The organism is Yersinia sp. 1652 StPb PI, assembly GCF_041538345.1.
Taxonomy (GTDB): Bacteria; Pseudomonadota; Gammaproteobacteria; order Enterobacterales; family Enterobacteriaceae; genus Yersinia; species Yersinia enterocolitica_E.
Genome location: NZ_JAULSM010000001.1, coordinates 3,003,295 through 3,022,082 on the forward strand (window position 1 = coordinate 3,003,295; position 18,788 = coordinate 3,022,082).

An 18,788-nucleotide genomic window follows, 5' to 3' on the forward strand; every position below is an offset into this window, starting at 1 on the left:
CTACATATAGTGTTTACATACTAAACAATACACTACAGCCTCAATGATTTTCGTAATCATCGAGAGTGTAAATTTGTGCTGTTTGTACATGAAGAACGGGGATAAAAGGTCAAGAACACATGAACCAAAGCCTACTTGTTACTAAACGCGATGGCAGCAAAGAACGCATCAATCTGGATAAAATCCACCGGGTCATCGACTGGGCCGCAGAAGGTTTACATAACGTCTCGGTCTCTCAAGTAGAATTGCGTTCACACATTCAGTTTTATGATGGCATTAAGACTGCCGATATCCATGAAACTATCATCAAAGCAGCGGCCGATCTTATCTCGCGCGATGCGCCTGACTATCAGTATCTGGCTGCGCGTCTGGCTATTTTCCATCTGCGCAAAAAAGCTTATGGCCAGTTTGAACCGCCAAAACTCGTCGATCATGTCGCGAAAATGGTGGAAATGGGTAAATACGACAAGCATCTGCTGGAAGATTATACTGCAGAAGAATTCGAACAGATGGACACTTTCATCGACCATTGGCGCGATATGAACTTCTCCTACGCTGCGGTTAAGCAGTTGGAGGGTAAATATCTGGTGCAGAACCGCGTCAGCGGTGAGATCTATGAAAGTGCCCAATTCCTGTACATTCTGGTTTCCGCCTGCCTGTTCTCTAACTACCCGCGCGAAACTCGTCTCGATTACGTGAAACGCTTCTATGATGCGGTTTCAACCTTTAAGATTTCGCTGCCGACACCGATTATGTCAGGGGTGCGTACCCCAACTCGTCAGTTCAGCTCTTGTGTGTTAATCGAGTGTGGTGACAGCCTGGATTCTATCAATGCCACCTCCAGTGCCATTGTTAAATATGTGTCACAGCGTGCCGGTATCGGTATCAATGCGGGTCGTATCCGTGCGTTAGGTAGCCCAATCCGTGGTGGTGAAGCTTTCCATACCGGTTGTATCCCGTTCTATAAACACTTCCAGACTGCGGTGAAATCCTGTTCGCAGGGTGGCGTGCGTGGAGGTGCTGCCACGTTATTCTACCCGATGTGGCATTTGGAAGTTGAAAGCCTACTGGTGTTGAAGAACAACCGTGGTGTTGAAGGCAACCGCGTGCGCCATATGGATTACGGCGTCCAAATCAACAAACTGATGTATCAACGCCTGCTAAAAGGTGAAGATATCACCCTGTTTAGCCCATCGGATGTACCGGGGCTATATGACGCGTTCTTCGCTGATCAGGATGAGTTTGAACGCCTTTATACCCAATACGAACAAGACAGCAGTATCCGTAAGCAACGGGTAAAAGCGGTTGAGTTATTCTCTCTGATGATGCAAGAACGTGCTTCGACTGGCCGTATCTATATTCAGAACGTTGACCACTGCAACACCCACAGCCCGTTTGACCCGAAAATTGCCCCCGTGCGGCAGTCAAACCTGTGTTTGGAAATTGCATTACCAACCAAACCACTCAATGACATCAATGACGAGAATGGCGAAATTGCGCTCTGCACCCTGTCTGCCTTCAACTTAGGTGCCATTGATAGCCTTGACGATTTAGAAGAGTTGGCGGTACTGGCTGTACGTGCGCTGGATGCCTTGCTCGATTACCAGGATTACCCTATTGCCGCCGCACAGCGTGGCGCGATGGGCCGTCGCACCTTAGGTATTGGGGTGATTAACTTTGCTTATTACTTAGCGAAGAATGGCGTGCGTTATTCCGATGGCAGCGCTAATAACCTGACTCACCGCACCTTCGAAGCGATTCAGTACTACTTGCTGAAAGCCTCTAACGCGTTGGCTCGTGAGCAAGGTGCCTGCCAGTGGTTCAATGAAACCACCTATTCGCAGGGCATTCTGCCGATCGATACCTATAAGAAAGATTTGGATGCCATCAGCAACGAGCCACTGCACTACGATTGGGAAACGCTGCGTAACGATATTAAGACTCACGGCCTGCGTAACTCCACACTGTCTGCGCTGATGCCATCAGAAACGTCTTCGCAGATCTCGAATGCCACTAATGGTATCGAGCCACCGCGTGGTTACGTCAGTATCAAAGCCTCGAAAGATGGCATTTTACGCCAGGTTGTGCCTGAATATGAGCGTTTGAAAGATGCTTACGAACTGCTGTGGGATATGCCAAATAATGATGGTTACCTGCAACTGGTCGGCTTAATGCAGAAATTCGTCGATCAGGCGATTTCAGCTAACACCAATTATGACCCAACCCGCTTCCCATCTGGCAAAGTGCCGATGAAGCAGTTGCTGAAAGATTTGCTGACCACCTACAAATTTGGTGTGAAGACCCTTTACTATCAAAACACCCGCGACGGTGCTGATGATGTGCAGGAAGATATTCAAAGTCAGCCGGGTGATGATGACTGTGAAGGCGGCGCATGTAAGATCTGATTTATAGTTCTGGCCCTACGCGATAATCGCAAATACGGTTATCGCCGGGCCATTCTTCATTTGCCCTTGCATTGTTGTCCCCTGAGGAAATCATGGCCTATACCACTTTTTCGCAAAATAAAAATAACCAGTTGCTCGAACCGATGTTCTTTGGTCAATCCGTTAACGTGGCGCGTTTCGACCAGCAAAAACACGCTATTTTCGAAAAACTGATTGAGAAGCAATTGTCATTTTTCTGGCGTCCAGAAGAGATAGATGTCTCCCGTGATCGTATCGATTACAACGCACTGCCAGATCATGAAAAACACATTTTTATCAGCAACCTGAAATACCAGACCTTGCTGGACTCAATTCAGGGCCGCAGCCCTAACGTTGCCTTACTGCCGCTTATCTCAATTCCAGAACTGGAAACCTGGGTGGAAACCTGGTCATTCTCAGAAACCATCCACTCACGCTCGTACACCCATATCATCCGTAATATCGTGAATGATCCGTCGATAGTTTTCGATGATATCGTGACCAACGAAGAGATCCTCAAACGCGCAAAAGATATCTCAGCCTATTATGATGATTTGATCGAAATGACCAGCTACTACCACCTGCTGGGGGAAGGCACCCATCAAGTTAATGGTAAAACTGTCGTCGTCAATTTGCATGAGCTGAAAAAACAGCTTTATCTGTGTCTGATGAGCGTCAATGCGCTGGAAGCCATCCGTTTTTATGTCAGTTTCGCCTGCTCCTTTGCTTTTGCGGAGCGCGAATTGATGGAAGGCAATGCCAAAATCATCAAAATGATTGCCCGCGATGAAGCCCTGCATTTAACCGGTACCCAGCATATTCTTAATTTGATGCGTTCTGGCGAAGATGACCCGGAGATGGCCGAAATTGCCGAAGAGTGTCAACAACAGTGTTATGACCTGTTCGTTCTGGCTGCGCAACAAGAGAAAGAGTGGGCTGAATACCTGTTCCGTGACGGTTCAATGATTGGTCTGAACAAAGAGATTCTGTGCCAGTACGTGGAATACATCACCAATATCCGCATGCAGGCGGTAGGTCTGGGTGTGCCGTTTGCTACTCGAACCAACCCGATTCCATGGATCAACTCCTGGTTAGTCTCCGATAACGTACAGGTGGCACCGCAAGAAGTTGAAGTCAGCTCTTATCTGGTCGGTCAAATTGATTCAGAAGTCAGTGCTGACGACCTGAGTGATTTCGAGCTGTAATCCATGAAATCCATCCCCAATAGCTTTCGAGTTGCAGGTAGGCGGCAACAGAATGAACCCACGGAGTTGAGATAACTCAATGACTTGGGTAAGTGATGGCAGCCAACACCCCTGCAGCTTGAAAGATGACGGGGATACTGTGACGTTGAGCACCAGTGGTGTTCAACTTAATCGCCCTGCTGATAGCCGCAATCTGCTGGAAACCCTCGAGCACCATCAGGTACAGATCGAATACCAATGCCGCTCTGGCTATTGCGGCTCTTGCCGCCTGCGGTTACTAAAAGGCGAAGTTAGCTATCATCAGCAACCACTGGCGTTTATTCAGAGCGGTGAAATTCTGCCCTGTTGCTGCCAGGCGGTGGGTGATATTGAAATAGAGCTTTGATGCCAAGGTCTGGATGGGCCTTGGTTATATACCGCATAAGATATTTTATCGCCCAATTCGTCACCACATTACTTGCCTGTTACGCCGCCAAAACATAAGCTTAGCTTATTCCTCATCGGGAACACGTCAGATTTCACCTGTAATCTACCATCTTGTTGTGTGGTATTTTGCAGCCGGTATTACCTGATAAATCATAGGGACAAACATGAAAAAACTTCCAATCGCAATAACCAGTCTGCTAATGGCAGTATCGGCCAGTACCATGGCGGCGACACCTCAGCCACTCGATCCTCAGCAGCCGTTAGATAAAATTGCACCATACCCGCAGCCTGAAAAAGGCATGAGCCGTCAGGTGATTTTCCTTGAACCACAGCAAGATGAAACCCGCTTTAAAGTAGAGTTACTGATTGGCAAGACGCTGGAAGTTGATTGCAACCGCCATATGCTCGGCGGCACGCTGGAAACCAGAACCTTATCTGGCTGGGGCTTTGACTATCTGGTAATGGATAAGATCTCACCACCCGCTTCGACGATGATGGCATGCCCTGATAACAGCCGCCATCCACAATTTGTCGCCGCCAATCTGGGGGACGCCGCTATGCAGCACTATAACAGTCGCCTACCGATCGTGGTTTATGTACCAAAAGGAGTTGATGTGAAATACCGCATTTGGGAAGCAGGCAAAGATGTAAGAAACGCGCAGGTAAAATAAAACATAAGCAAAATTATTAAAAACCCACATTAAAAATACCCATTCAACTGAGTGGGTATCTAAATGCGGTAGCCAATCGCGTGCTCATGACACATAGCTGCTTGCAGCCAGGGTATGAGCAAGGAACTGAGGCAGTTTAGGCTGTGGATAAACGCCAGCAAATTCAGGGTTAGAATCAACAAAATCAGGCATTATAGTTATCAGTTGTGCCACATCGTTATCAATAACGGGGGCATCCGCCTGCATGGCATCAGTGGCTGAAAAAATAAAATCGTTCGCATCGAGTTGTTCAACATCCAACCCATCCAAATACATCAGGTTGATACTCTCCCCTTCAGCGTTGAGTACTGAAGAGTCAACATTTATTCCCTGGATAAGTGCAAGCCCATTAATAATCACCGCGTTTCTTTTCGTCACCGTTAATTGACTAAAACTCCGAATCCCCACGGCACTCAAATCAATTTTATCAATACCATGTCGGAACCCCCGAACAGCATTACCAAAGCCCGATGTACCCTCTTGCTGTAACACCACAAACACACCAGGCTCTGCATCCTTACGCTGATAGACCGTTCCCGCGAGTGAGGCAATCATTTTACCATTTTCCCCAACAGTTAAACTGATGCCACTGGCCCCTCCGTTGAGCATAATCCCCATTTGCTCGGGTTCTGCTGGCGCTGAGTCATTTATCAATACCGTGCTGTTTACATAGCCGACAGGGGCGCTAAAGGTATTCTGAAAGACAAAATTTTGTGGCCCGAACGTATTAACTTGTCGATTTTTGATAATAATACTTTGCTTATCTGGCAGTGAGATTCTGGTGTCGGTCCGCAATTGCATCAACTCTAACTCACTAAATTTTAAACCAGAAAAGCCCACCAGGTGGATAGCTTCTCCTTTGTTGGCATCAAAATTGATTATCTCATCCCGGCCATTGGCGCGCTGACGAACCACAAAAGCATCTTTACCTGCCCCCCCGGTCAGCACATTTCTGCCGCGCCCCCCGTCAAGCAAGCTATTGCCCCCAGCCGCAGTGAGATGATCGTCACCATCACCACTGATCAAATTATGGATAGTCTCCGGTGAGCGAATGATCAAATTGGCCCCGCCGAGTGCCACATTCCCACCGGCTAAGTTAGCCTTAATATCGCCTGATATCGCCGCCATATTCAGCGTATTACGCCCACCAACCGTCCCATTAACGGCATCATCAAGCAGCATGCGGGCGGGTTGCCGCGCAGCCTGGTCGGCAAACTCGTCGGTATAAAAGTAGGTATCATCTGCACTCAGATTGTTACCAAACAGCCGTAATGACCAACTATTCAACCTGATGGGTAAACCATTACTGGCATCTTTAACCGCTAATCGCCATATCCCACCCGAGTTCTCACCCCGATGATGTGTAGACATAAAGGTATAGTTAAAATCGCCTGCAAGAGTACTACCGGTATCCGTAGCATGGGGGCTATCTGCGCTTTTTTTTCTGCCAACACCATCAACCAAAATACTTTCACTGCCACCCGGCGAGACTAATCTCACGGTCAAATCCCCCAAACGACCTACATTGGCGCTAAAATCAACTTCGACCTGCTCAACATTGAGACCATCGGCCAAAGTGAGATATGAATCGTTTGCTTCCCCAGCAGATAGCCTGCCCCCTGCCGGGTAATCATAGCTGTTCTCCAATACCTGTTGATTAGCACCGGTCTGTTGGGGGATCCATGTTTCAGCCAAACGCACTGCCGCCCGCGCATCCACTGCACCAAAACCGTAATCATGGCTCACATGCATACCGCCACCATTCCAATTTTTGGCATTATTGCTGCGCCATTGGGTGCCTGAATCATCCACCCGACGAGCCGACAAGGCGAGGATCTGTTGCACATCGCGGTAACCCAGATTGCGATTGGCTTGCAACATCAATGCGGCAATCCCTGAAACAATGGGGGCGGCAAAACTGGTTCCTTGTTCAGTGCTGTATCTGGCACCAAACACGGCACCACGCTCGGTTTCAAGCTGGTTGCTGCTGGAAATAACCTGACTCCCCGGAGCCGACACGAGCAAACTGGCGCCAGGGTTAGAGAAAGGCACTGACCGCGGCTGAAGGGTGGAAAGATCAGCCAGCGCATTGACCGCCCCGACCTGAATACCAAAGCGGCTGTTATTGATGAGTGAACCTTGCGCGCTGCCCCCCTGTTCACGCTGATTACCTCCCGCACTAACAATAATGGTGCCTAATCCGCCACGGCCATTTTCCGCTGCATATTGCAGTGTCATGTTTAGGATATTCGGTAAATTAACACTGTTGCCCGGTAAGTTACTCAGAGCAAAATCATGGGCGAAGCCCCAACTGTGATTAACCACATCATAACTGGACATCTTACCCAGGGTGGTAAAATCCGCCCCTTCGTTGCTAAGATAGTGCCCGCCTAAAGTGGCATCATAGGCCACTCCCACCCCACCGAGATTATTTTTTGCCGCCACAATCACACCGGCCACCATCGTGGCATGGTTGGAAACATCGGCGGGCAGTGTTCCGGTGCTCTTTTGTGTTTCCAGCCAGGCGGAATCAACATTGGCGCTTAAATCAGGATGCTGAATATCGAAAATCTCTGGGCCGGTGGCGAACTGCCCGCCCGGTTCAAACTGACCAATGCGCACACCTTTACCGGTATAATCAGACCAGACAGGTATCACATTGACTTTATTCAAATAAGTTTGTTTGGCGACCAAGGGATCTTGAGGGATATCCGGCGTTAATAGCGTTACCGTTGCCTGCATCAGCGCGGATTCTCCGCTGGATAAATCAACCACAGAAATAGCCGGATCGCCGGTGGCACTCTTTACTTGATATTTAAAACTCATCACGCCGCTGTATTTGTTGTCAGGTATAAACTTCACGTCTCCATTCGGAACGAGCCAAACCCGACAACCGATGGCATCACTTAGCGCAGCAATTTGTAAGGGTGCGCCAGCATTAAAACGCATATCATTCCCCAACAAATCAGCAGAAGGAATGTATTGCGGCCAGTTACGATTAATTGGTTTGCCAAATTTAGTGATTCGTAACTGATCATCCACCGGGATCACATTATTCGAATCCAACGCCACCGCAGAGATATCAGCAAAATTCAGTTTTTGAATATTTTTCAGTGTCAGGGTGCCATCACGACCAGCCACGCTATCCCTTATCTGGTAGCCACTGTCAGTGCGGGTAATGGCGTAATCTGCATAGCTGCCATGCAGGGTGACCAGATTGATACCACCGCCACCATCAATGAGCGCATTGCCCTGACCGGCTTCAATCACATCATGGCCCTTATTGCCATAAATGCGATCTGCCCCACCGCCAGCGTGGATAATACTGCCTTGTTCAGCGGCATAGATGGTATCGCCCTGTGATCCGGCATAAATAACCGCTTTACCGCTACCGCCGACAATACGGTTCTTGCCACTGCCACCGGCCAGTACGTCATTACCGCCACCGCCGACCAGTGTGGCATTGCCGTTACCACCTTTAATAAACACACTGTTATTGCCGCCACTGACAATAATGTCGTCACCATCGCCGCCCTGCGCAATAGTGATACCACTGCGCGCCATATTCAGCGCCACCCCTTTATCGCCGACAATCAACACCGTATCGCGCCCGCCATTGCCACGAATTCGAGTTGGATCATCACTGGCGCTGATAACAAATACATCGTTGCCGCTCTTACCAATATAACTATTACTGCCACCACGCCCGGCTAACCAGCTCCCTTTAGGGCTGGCGGTTAAGATGTCATCCCTGCTGCCGCCATAGATATTATTTGTTTTCAGAATATTGGCCGATAACGCGGCGCCTTTATCAGCAAGATGCACATAAGCGGTGGTGGTCGTTTCAGCGGTGACAGAACGAATAATTGCCCCCTCCTTACCACGCTTAGTGACGGTGTTACTGACGGGGGAACTGACAAAATTCACCGCCAGCACTTCCCGTAGCTGTCCCTCGATAGTAAACTTGCTACGCGCCAGCACCCTATTGCCCTGACGATTATCCTCAACCGCGTTAGCATTAACTTTGATTTGCGTAATCCCCCAGTCATCCAGCGTTTTCAACTCACCGGGATCGACCCTGCCGTTATGGGAGCTATCCTGCCAAATACGCAATTTGTGCCAGATTGGATCACGCCGGTCAATGACACCACTGCTATCGTCATCTTCACTGGCCAGTGCAGCAAAACCGTCCTGATAGCGTTTTTCCCCCGGCTGCCCCTTCACACCGGCCGTGCCACCGTAATATTCCGAATACATCTGGCTGATATTATCTATTTTCCCGCTGCCATTATCGATAACCAGCATACCGGTATCCGGCCCTGCCCAGCCGGTGCGTTTCAGCGTGCCGCTGTTATCGGTATCAAACAGCACCCCATCTTCAATGCCGGTCATGGAGACCCCCTTGCCACTTAAATCCAGCAGCAGCGGGTCAACATAAGTGTTAACCGTGGTTTGTGCTGATAAACCATTGAGGGTGGCGGCATCAAACAGCCCGGTTTCCGGCAGCATATAACTGGGTCGTTCCAGATAGTAATCAGATAAATAGCGGCTGGGCTGGATATTGGGATCAAGCTGAACTTCACCCGGGCGAACTCCGCCCGATGCCATAGCGCCCATCTGCACCGAGGCAAAATCGGTGTTATCCAAGCTACCGTCAGTAAAGGAGAAACTGTGAGTAGGCTTATTCACCAGATAGCCGTTGGTGACATCACGCCGCGCCTGATCTTCATCGGCAATGCGCTGAACCGCTTGTGGGGTTGGATTGATGGTGATGTCGATATTGCACATCTCGGTTGAGACTGGTGCGACTTCTTCGTCGGAGCTAAAGAGCTGGCTGGTGGCACTTTTCCCTAGCGCCCAGTAACCTGGGAGAGAATCCATTCTGTCCAACCATTGGCGGGAGCTTTTTTGGGTATCATCAGGACCAAACGACGAGCTGTAAGCCATCAATTGATAGGTTTTAAACGAGTGCTTTAGTTCTTCAAATGGCCTGCCGCAGGTGCTCAACGTTTGTTCCCAATAAATTGGCTGACTATCTTCAGTCATCGCGTTGAAAACCTCGGTTAACGTCCAGGCCTCTGCGGGTAATCCATGCTTCTTAAAAACACTATTGTGAAACTGTGCAGCTTGCTCATGGCCGATATCACCATAGATAATGCCTGTCAGGCTTTCGTCCAGCCTGTTTTGCTGGGTATCAAGATAGCCGTGCGCCATATCATAACGAATATGCTTAATATCCGTTTCAGTGAGGTGTTTATTATGACGGACCCCCACACTTTCCATATTGTGAATAGCCATGGCACCAGCGATAGAATCCCCCCTGGCTACACCATTGGCTAATATGGCATAGCGATCGCCTTTGCTGGCTAAAAAATCATACATCGGGCCGGGGTCTTTACTCTCCCTGTGAGATTCCAATAATTGCCGGGCATAAGCCAGATCGGCGGCATTAAGTTGTAACTTACCTGCATTGCTATTTTGTTGTAGCATAATAACCTTCCTTAACGTTTAATATGCGATAAAAGAAACTGCTGAGTACTGCTAACAATGGATCTCCATTGCGGTAATTTTTCTACTGTAAAAAAGATGCGAACAAGTGAACCTATTTCCGGCATCACAAAAATGGCCTCACAGATATAATATCTTTTCTCTAACGGCAACCACTGACAGTCAAATATCACGGGTATCCTCCCGTTAGCTTCTGCCCAGTAATAACCATTAACATCCTCATCAAACCAATAAGGACTATTCCTATCCTGTGGTTCTGCCCGGAATAATTTTCTGGTGGCTTTAACGAAAAATAGCCCTAATTTATCGATATAAATAACTGGATCAAAGGTTCTATCATTTTGTTTTCTTAGAAAAAAGTCACGTTTAAAGGTGATATCAGTATCTGTGCGTTTAAATGGCTCAACACGCATTCTTAGCCCTTCATACTCCAACCCCTGTTTATACCATTTCGATTTATCCCCCGGCTGCATATCCGGCCAACTGGTTATCATGGGTAAAGAGGTAAAATTGGCATCGCAGCCTTTTTTATTTTTAGTAAAACCAGGTGTCCAGGAGCTTTTCCCTTCATATTCCGCCCAGTAGATAATATAGGCCTTGGGCACTTCCATTACATGACCATTAAATTTACCACAAACAAAACCGGGGCGATTTTCGGCGAAACTGAGTGATGACATTAGCAGAAAAGCCATTAGAAATAATATGACAAAATATCTCACCCGCGTTTTATCACATAACAACCTGCTTATATTTATCTTAGGGAACATAATGTTCTTCCTTAACGTTTAATATGCGATAAAAGAAATTGTTGGGTATTACTCACAATGGCTCTCCATTGCGGTAATTTTTCTACTGTAAAAGTCACTTCAACCAGTGAGCCTATTTCTGGCATCACAAAAATGGCCTCACAGATATAATATCTTTTCTCTAACGGCAACCACTGACAGTCAAATACCACCGGCACCCGCCCGTTAACTTCTGCCCAGTAATAACCATTAACATCCTCATCAAACCAATAAGGGCTATTCCTATCCTGTGGTTCTGCCCGGAATAATTTACTGGTAGCTTTAACAAAAAAAAGCCCTAATTCATTAATATAAACAACCGGATCAAAAGTTTTATTCTCGTATTTTCTAAGTCTAAGATAGGCATCGCGCATAAAAGCAACATCAGTATCTGTGCGTCTATATGGCTCAACACGCATTCTTAGCCCTTCATACTCCAGCCCCTGTTTATACCACAGCTCCTGATCCCCCGGCTGCATATCCGGCCAACTGGCGATCATTGGCAGCACCACAAAATTGGCATCACAACCTTTTTTATTATTAATAAAGTCCGGATCCCAGGCACTGGCCCCTTCATATTCCGCCCAGTAAATAATATAGCTATCCGGCACTTCCATTACATGACCATTAAATTTACCACAAACAAAACCGGGGCGATTTTCGGCAAATCCGAGTGGTGACATTATTAAAAGTAACAGTATTAACCTTCTCATTTGAGTTTTATTATTTAATAACCAATTGGTGTTTATATCAGGAGGCATCATTATTCTCCTTAATATTTAATATGCGATAAAATAAATTGCTGAGTATTATTCACAATAGCTTGCCACTGAGGAAGTTTATCTATGGTGAAAATAACCCTAACCAGTGAGCCTATTTCCGGCATGATAAACCAAGCTTCACAAAGATAATATATTTTCTTCATCGGCAACCACTTACAGTCAAATACTACCGGTACTCGCCCATCAACCTCTGACCAGTAATAAGTAATGACATCCTTATCTAGCCAATAATGATTTTTTTTGTCCCTTGTGTTTTTTCTAATTATTTTTTTGGTTACTTTGACAGAAAACAATTCTAATTCATCAAGATCAACCACAGGTTCAAATACTTTATCATTTTGTTTTTCAAGATAAACATCACGCTTATAATTCATATCGGTGTCAGGTCGTTTTAACGGGTGAATACTTACTCTTATTCCACCAAAATTTTCTTTTTTCTTATACCATAGTGATTTATCACCAGGTTGCATATCCGGCCAATTTATTATCATCGGTAATGCTACGAAATCGGTATCACACCCTTTTGTATTTTCAGTAAAACTGTAGCCCCAGGCGCTGGTACCGCTATATTCTGTCCAGTAAAAAACATAGCTATTCGGCACTTCCATTACATGACCATTAAATTTACCACAAACAAAATCGGGGTGATTTTCGGCAAAAGAAAATGGTGGCATCATTAGTAAAAACATTATCAACAATGTTATTAAATATCTCACCCACGTTTTATCACATAACAGCCTGCTTATATTTATCTTAGGATACATAATGTTCTTCCTTAACGTTTAATATGCGATAAAAGAAACCTTTTAGTCGATATGGAAATTCCCTTCCATTGTGGTAGTTTATTTTTATGAAAAGGAACATTAACCGCCGATTGTATCTCTGGTAAAGCAAACACAAGCCAGCAGTCAGAATAATATCTCATTTTTAGCATGTGATGGCATTTTATAATTATTGGTACTTAACATAACTAAAATATAAATAATTACGAATCATAATAAAACCACCCGATTCAAGTAATTAAAAAATAGATATAAGTCAGCACCTAAGCAGTTAAATAGATAAAGTAAAAATAACGCAAGTGTAAAAACAAAACAACAAATAAAACAACAGAGCAGTAATAAATATAAAATCAGGATAATAAATAATATGAATATAATAAAAAGGCGCAATTTAAATACGCGCCTTTTTATTATCGAGAGTTATTGATTAACTACAAAATCTTAACTACATCTAACCAGCCATGCTGACCACACACCGGGCGACCATTCAACCAACGGCGCACCATATCCAGCGCCAGCATCGCACTGCTTTCCTGGCGAATACGCAGACCATGACGGCTGGCCTGATAACGTACTGTTTGAGCAAATGTTCCTTCAGGGGTATACAGAGCCACACTCAGGTGATCATTTTGCATAGCGCCGACCGCCAGCACCACTTGCGCACCACACAACATAGATAACGATTGTGCACGGCAGGCAATCTCGTCTAATGTCTCCTGACAATGCGCCGGTAGCAGTTCACCGCCCGCCAATGGCACACCAGCACTCTGCAACTGCCAGTTCATCAACCCGCCGGTAAATTGTTCGCTCACCGCCAGTAGCAAGCCGCGTTGGTTCAATTGCTCAGCTAACAATGCCGGCAACCCTCGCGTACCTTCAAATAGGGTGCTGTCTCCCGCCACTTCCCTCACCTGCTGCCATACCTGTTCCATCGCCTGATGTTGCGAGGCAGGACCGGTCAGCTTCAATTCAATAATCGGTGCAGATGAACGGTAGCCTAACACCGCCCCCTCAGGGAGTCGCAGTGGGTCCAGTTCCTGTGCCAAATCACTTTCCGAGCGGCCAAAAGTGGTCATACGTAAGCATAATGGGGGTTCGGCCACATCAAAATGTTGGCGTAAACGTGGCATGATTTGCTGTTCAACCATTACTTTAAACTCTGATGGCACGCCGGGTGTGAAGAACATCAGGCACTTATTTAGCCGTAACGCGAAACCGCACGCCGTGCCTACTGGGTTATCCAGCATTTCAGCATTAGCCGGAATATGTGCCTGTTTACGGTTAGTCGCCGACATCACCCTGCCGCGCTCATGGAAGAAAGCCTCCATACGTGCGATCCATTCCGGGTGTTCAACCAGCTCCGTTCCGGCGGCGCGGGCGGCAGCCAATGCGCTCAGATCATCACTGGTTGGCCCCAGCCCGCCGTTGACAATCAACACATCAGCAACCTGACTGCGTTCGGTCAGCACTTCTATCAGTGCCGAAAGTGAGTCACCGACCGTTTCCCTACTGCTGATTGGCAAGCCTTGATTAAATAAATAGTCAGCCAGCCATGCCGCGTTGGTATCGATAATCTGCCCATGCAGCACTTCATCTCCGGTACTCAACATCTCAACTCTGATCATTTTTTTCTCCGTGGTTACTTATATACCCTAAATAATTCGAGTTGCAGGAAGGCGGCAGGCAGCGGCCTCACAGAGGCCAGGCCCATGGACGGGCCGAGTAATGAACGCAGCCAACGCACATGCGGCTTGAAGTATGACGGGAATACATTCACTTTATAAATCTCACCGTATAAACACAATGGTTATCCATCATCGAAATAAACAACCCCGCGAACAATCTATTTTTCAGTGCATTCATCATAGTAACGATAAGTTTACACCTTGCGTAACGTCCATTTGACACAAACAGGGCAATCCACTACCCTGCTGCACTCAATAATTCCAATAAATTGTCATGTAGTAGAGGAAAGCGTGAAGAATCGCACTCTGGGCAGTATATTTATCGTTGCCGGCACCACCATTGGTGCAGGTATGTTGGCGATGCCATTGGCAGCCGCAGGCGTGGGCTTTGGTGTCACACTTGTATTGCTTATTTCTCTTTGGATATTAATGTGTTACACCGCTTTACTGCTGGTTGAAGTTTATCAGCATGAAGCGGCAGATACCGGGCTTGGTACTTTGGCCAAACGCTATCTTGGCAACCGGGGCCAATGGTTGACTGGTTTCAGTATGATGTTTCTGATGTATGCCCTGACTGCTGCCTATATCAGCGGCGCCGGTGAATTACTGGCAACCAGTATCAGCCAATGGACGCAACAATCGTTTCCAACCTCACTCGGCGTATTGCTGTTTACACTGGTCGCGGGCGGTGTGGTCTGTATCGGCACCCACTCAGTCGACTTATTCAATCGCATCTTATTTAGCGCCAAAATCATTTTTCTGATTGTGATGCTGGCACTGATGATGCCGCATATCGAAAAAACCAACCTACTGACACTGCCGCTGGAACAAGGGTTGGCACTGTCCGCTATTCCGGTGATATTCACCTCATTTGGCTTCCACGGCAGTGTGCCGAGTATCGTCAATTACATGGGTGGCAATATTCGCAAGTTGCGCTGGGTATTTATTATCGGCAGCGCCATTCCGCTGGTTGCCTATATCTTCTGGCAGTTGACCACGCTTGGGGCTATTTCCTCTCATACCTTTGTCGGTATTTTGGCGCAACAGGCAGGTTTGAACGGCTTATTACAAGCGGTACGCGATGTCGTGGCCTCACCTCACGTTGAGCTGGCAGTACACCTGTTTGCAGACCTGGCACTGGCTACCTCATTCCTTGGTGTGGCCTTAGGGTTGTTCGATTATCTGGCCGACTTATTTAAACGTCGTAATTCAGTGCGAGGCCGCTTGCAAACGGGGGTTATCACCTTCACCCCCCCGTTGCTGTTTGCGCTGTTTTACCCGCGTGGCTTTATTATGGCATTGGGCTTTGCTGCGGTGGCGCTGTCAGTTCTGGCATTACTGCTGCCTGCAATGCTGGCGTGGAAAGCCCGTAAGGTCCATCAGGGGCACTATCGGGTCTGGGGTGGGAAACCAGCACTGGCTGCGGTATTTGCCTGTGGTGTGATGGTCATTGCCATTCAAGTGGGGATAGTGACTGGCGCATTACCGGCTGTCGGCTAATGCCCTCCCCAATTAAAAGGGCGCATATCCTGTCAGGAATGCGCCCTTTTTTAATCAAAAATTACCGATTTATCATTAAAATCAATTTATTATCCAAAGCCATTGGCGTTGCAGCTAGGCGGCAAACGAGAAAATCCCGATGAGCTGACTCACGTCAGTGATTCGGGTGAGCGAGCGCGGCCCACAACGCTGCAACATCAAGGACGAAGGATAATCAAAATGCTAAACCTGCGCCGATATACACGCCATCCGCCACACGGTTATCCCGATGTCCGTCTTTACCTTTCATATTGATATAGCGGTAACCGACATCCACGGTTAACGGGCGGAATACACTCCAGCGCAAGCCACCGTTAGCTTCGCTATAGGATTTCATGCCACTGGTCAGCTCTTCCGGGGCGAAATAACCTTCACCGTACAGAGTGAACGATTTGTTGATAGGATAGGTTAACCCACCGCCAATCGCAATTGCACCACCGCTGCTACCGTCTTCCGGTGCCATATAGATACCCTTGCCACCGACCGTTGCCATCATTGGGCCGAGGGGGAGGTTGAAGCCCAGCCCCAGTCCGTAGACATCACCATCGTGATCACTACGTGCCCAGTTACCATTGATAGCCAAACCGCCAGTGTTGGTGCCCATGCCAAAACCTAAATTGGTGTAATCACTGCCGACTTCACCATTAAAACTCACGGCACTGGCGGAACCCGCCACAAACAGCAGGCTGGCTGCACACGCGATTAAATGCTTTTTCATATTTTTCTCTCGTTATTCGTGATGTCACCCGCGAGCAAATTCTGGCCGACAGGTTTTTCCTGTCCGAGTTTAACCGAAAAAAACAGCATAAACATACCAAAAACCGATTAAATACCACAGTAATTCAAATGATTGTAAATATCGAAGCTATAGATCCGTATTATGCTAACAATAACAACGATAAGGTATGCCTATTTGCTGAATACAACCAATAAGGCTACAACTAGTGTGGAGATCAAAGAATAACCCCTTGTTGTTGTTTAAATTATTATTTTGTCAATCAGGCTTTTGACGCGATGTAATGCTGTAAAACACCCGAGAAAGCAATCAATTCAACAGCCATACTGGAGAAAATGATGAGCAAAAAGAAAGGATTAACTACTGCTGCGGGCGCACCCGTTGTTGATAATAATAATGTTGTTACTGCGGGCCGACGTGGCCCAATGCTATTACAAGATGTGTGGTTTTTGGAAAAACTGGCCCATTTCGATCGTGAAGTGATCCCAGAACGCCGCATGCATGCTAAAGGCTCCGGTGCCTACGGTACCTTTACTGTTACCCACGATATTACCCGATATACCCGCGCAAAAATTTTCGCAGAAATAGGCAAACAAACCGAAATGTTTGTCCGCTTCTCAACGGTGGCTGGTGAACGTGGTGCTGCCGATGCCGAACGTGATATTCGTGGCTTCGCCATGAAATATTATACCGAGGAAGGGAACTGGGATTTAGTGGGTAACGATACGCCGGTGTTCTATCTACGTGACCCGCTGAAATTCCCTGACCTGAACCACGTGGTTAAACGTGACCCTCGCACTAACCTGCGCAACCCTATTTATAAGTGGGATTTCTTCTCCCAACTCCCTGAGTCTCTGCATCAGTTAACGATCGATTTCAGTGACCGTGGCCTGCCAAAATCTTATCGTCATATGCATGGGTTCAGCAGCCATACCTTCAGTTTTATCAATGCCAACAATGAGCGTTTCTGGGTTAAATTCCATTTCCGCTGCCAACAAGGCATTGAAAACCTTATGGATGATGAGGCTGAAAAACTGGTTGGAACTGATCGGGAAAGCTCCCAACGTGACCTGTATGACGCTATTGAGCGTAAAGACTTCCCGCGCTGGAATCTACAAATTCAGGTGATGCCGGAACATGAAGCCTCACAAACACCTTACAACCCGTTTGATCTGACCAAAGTGTGGCCACACGGCGATTACCAACTGATTGATGTTGGTTTCTTCGAACTGAACCGTAACCCGGAAAACTACTTTGCCGAAGTTGAGCAAGCGGCATTTAATCCGGCTAACGTGGTGCCGGGGGTGAGTTTCTCCCCTGATCGGATGTTACAAGGCCGGCTGTTCTCTTACGGCGACGCTGCACGCTATCGCTTAGGTGTGAACCATCATCAGATCCCTGTCAACAGTGCTAAATGCCCGTTCCATAACTACCATCGCGATGGCGCAATGCGTGTTGATGGTAACAGTGGTAATGGTGCAACTTATGAGCCAAACAGTTTTGGCCTGTTCCAGGAACAACCTGATTTCAGCGAACCGCCATTAACACTGGAAGGCGCAGCAGATCACTGGAATCACCGTGAGGATGATGATTACTTCTCCCAGCCACGGGCGTTGTTTAACCTGCTGAGTGAAGAGGAGCATCAGCGGATGTTTACCCGCATTGCCGGTGAGTTGTCACAAGTACCGGAAGATATTCAGCGCCGTCAGGTGGCGTTGTTTACTCAGGTTCACCCGGATTATGGTGATGGGGTTAAAAAGGCGCTAGGGTTAAATTAGGGCTTATCTATCATTATTCGTGATTAGTTCGGTTGTTAATCGATTAAGTGATCATGTTAGGTTGCTAATTGCTTCGGTGATCAGGTCCGGTTGTTAAAGCACCGAGTTAACTTAACCTACGATGAACCAACCGCTAAAGGGGGCAGCGGCCCCCTTGTGGAATCCCGCGCTTGCGCACGTATCGCCTGCCTGCTTCACAGGTACCCTCGGCTCATCATTTCGCTGACGGGACGGCTATTATAGCCTCTTCGAGGCTACCCTCCGGGCCAACGCAAGCGTTGTTCAAAACTGCTTCGCAGTGTTGTCGTGGGTCCCTCCGCGTAACGCCTAAATCCGGCGTCCATGCCGGATTTCCCTTGCTACATTCTTCACTCGGCAGCTCAAATGTGCTTTTTAAGGTCAAGACCCTAAAGACAGGGTTTTGATTTT

General features: G+C 47.4%; 12 protein-coding genes. 6 read left to right on the plus strand and 6 right to left on the minus strand.

Translation table 11 applies throughout. The features are described from left to right. Positions 1-119 precede the first annotated feature (119 nt). From nrdA to eco, 4 genes are all read left to right on the plus strand, one after another. Positions 120-2,405 carry a class 1a ribonucleoside-diphosphate reductase subunit alpha gene (gene nrdA / locus Q2T71_RS13740; protein WP_083158299.1) on the plus strand — a complete coding sequence of 762 codons (2,286 nt, stop codon included), beginning with the start codon at positions 120-122 and terminating at the stop codon, positions 2,403-2,405. A gap of 92 nt (positions 2,406-2,497) precedes the next feature. Beyond that, a complete protein-coding gene (gene nrdB / locus Q2T71_RS13745) occupies positions 2,498-3,628 on the plus strand; it encodes a class Ia ribonucleoside-diphosphate reductase subunit beta (RefSeq protein ID WP_372559446.1) in 1,131 nt (376 codons plus the stop codon). Positions 3,629-3,707: 79 nt separating this feature from the next. After that, positions 3,708-4,013: a class I ribonucleotide reductase maintenance protein YfaE gene (gene yfaE / locus Q2T71_RS13750; protein WP_372559447.1), complete on the plus strand. Its 306-nt coding sequence runs from the start codon at positions 3,708-3,710 to the stop codon at positions 4,011-4,013. Between the two features lie 205 nt (positions 4,014-4,218). Beyond that, positions 4,219-4,725 (plus strand): serine protease inhibitor ecotin, encoded by a 507-nt coding sequence (gene eco, locus Q2T71_RS13755; protein ID WP_372559448.1) that lies wholly within the window; start codon positions 4,219-4,221, stop codon positions 4,723-4,725. An 84-nt stretch (positions 4,726-4,809) separates the two neighbouring features. Here the strand turns inward: eco and Q2T71_RS13760 are convergent, their stop codons facing one another. From Q2T71_RS13760 to Q2T71_RS13780, 5 genes are all read right to left on the minus strand, one after another. After that, the gene (locus Q2T71_RS13760) at positions 4,810-10,254 is read right to left on the minus strand and encodes a S8 family serine peptidase (RefSeq protein ID WP_372559449.1); all 5,445 of its coding nucleotides are present in this window, start codon (positions 10,252-10,254) and stop codon (positions 4,810-4,812) included. A gap of 11 nt (positions 10,255-10,265) precedes the next feature. Further along, a complete protein-coding gene (locus Q2T71_RS13765) occupies positions 10,266-11,039 on the minus strand; it encodes a hypothetical protein (RefSeq protein ID WP_372559450.1) in 774 nt (257 codons plus the stop codon). Between the two features lie 11 nt (positions 11,040-11,050). Then, positions 11,051-11,818, minus strand: a complete 768-nt coding sequence (locus Q2T71_RS13770) for a hypothetical protein (protein ID WP_372559926.1) — start codon at positions 11,816-11,818, stop codon at positions 11,051-11,053. A gap of 11 nt (positions 11,819-11,829) precedes the next feature. After that, entirely contained in the window at positions 11,830-12,603 is a 774-nt protein-coding gene (locus tag Q2T71_RS13775; RefSeq protein WP_372559451.1) for a hypothetical protein, read from the minus strand. 449 nt (positions 12,604-13,052) lie between these two features. Further along, complete coding sequence (locus Q2T71_RS13780; protein WP_083158283.1) at positions 13,053-14,246, minus strand: nicotinamide mononucleotide deamidase-related protein YfaY; 1,194 nt, start codon at positions 14,244-14,246, stop codon at positions 13,053-13,055. A gap of 351 nt (positions 14,247-14,597) precedes the next feature. Here Q2T71_RS13780 and tyrP point away from each other — a divergent pair, with 351 nt between their 5' ends. Next, entirely contained in the window at positions 14,598-15,806 is a 1,209-nt protein-coding gene (tyrP, locus tag Q2T71_RS13785; protein ID WP_372559452.1) for a tyrosine transporter TyrP, read from the plus strand. A gap of 214 nt (positions 15,807-16,020) precedes the next feature. Here tyrP and Q2T71_RS13790 read toward each other — a convergent pair whose 3' ends face one another. Continuing rightward, on the minus strand, positions 16,021-16,563 hold the full coding sequence (locus Q2T71_RS13790) for a YfaZ family outer membrane protein (RefSeq protein ID WP_372559453.1): 543 nt from the start codon (positions 16,561-16,563) through the stop codon (positions 16,021-16,023). Positions 16,564-16,919: 356 nt separating this feature from the next. Between Q2T71_RS13790 and Q2T71_RS13795 the strand changes: the two genes are divergently transcribed. Continuing rightward, entirely contained in the window at positions 16,920-18,359 is a 1,440-nt protein-coding gene (locus Q2T71_RS13795) for a catalase (protein ID WP_372559454.1), read from the plus strand. Positions 18,360-18,788: the final 429 nt, after the last annotated feature.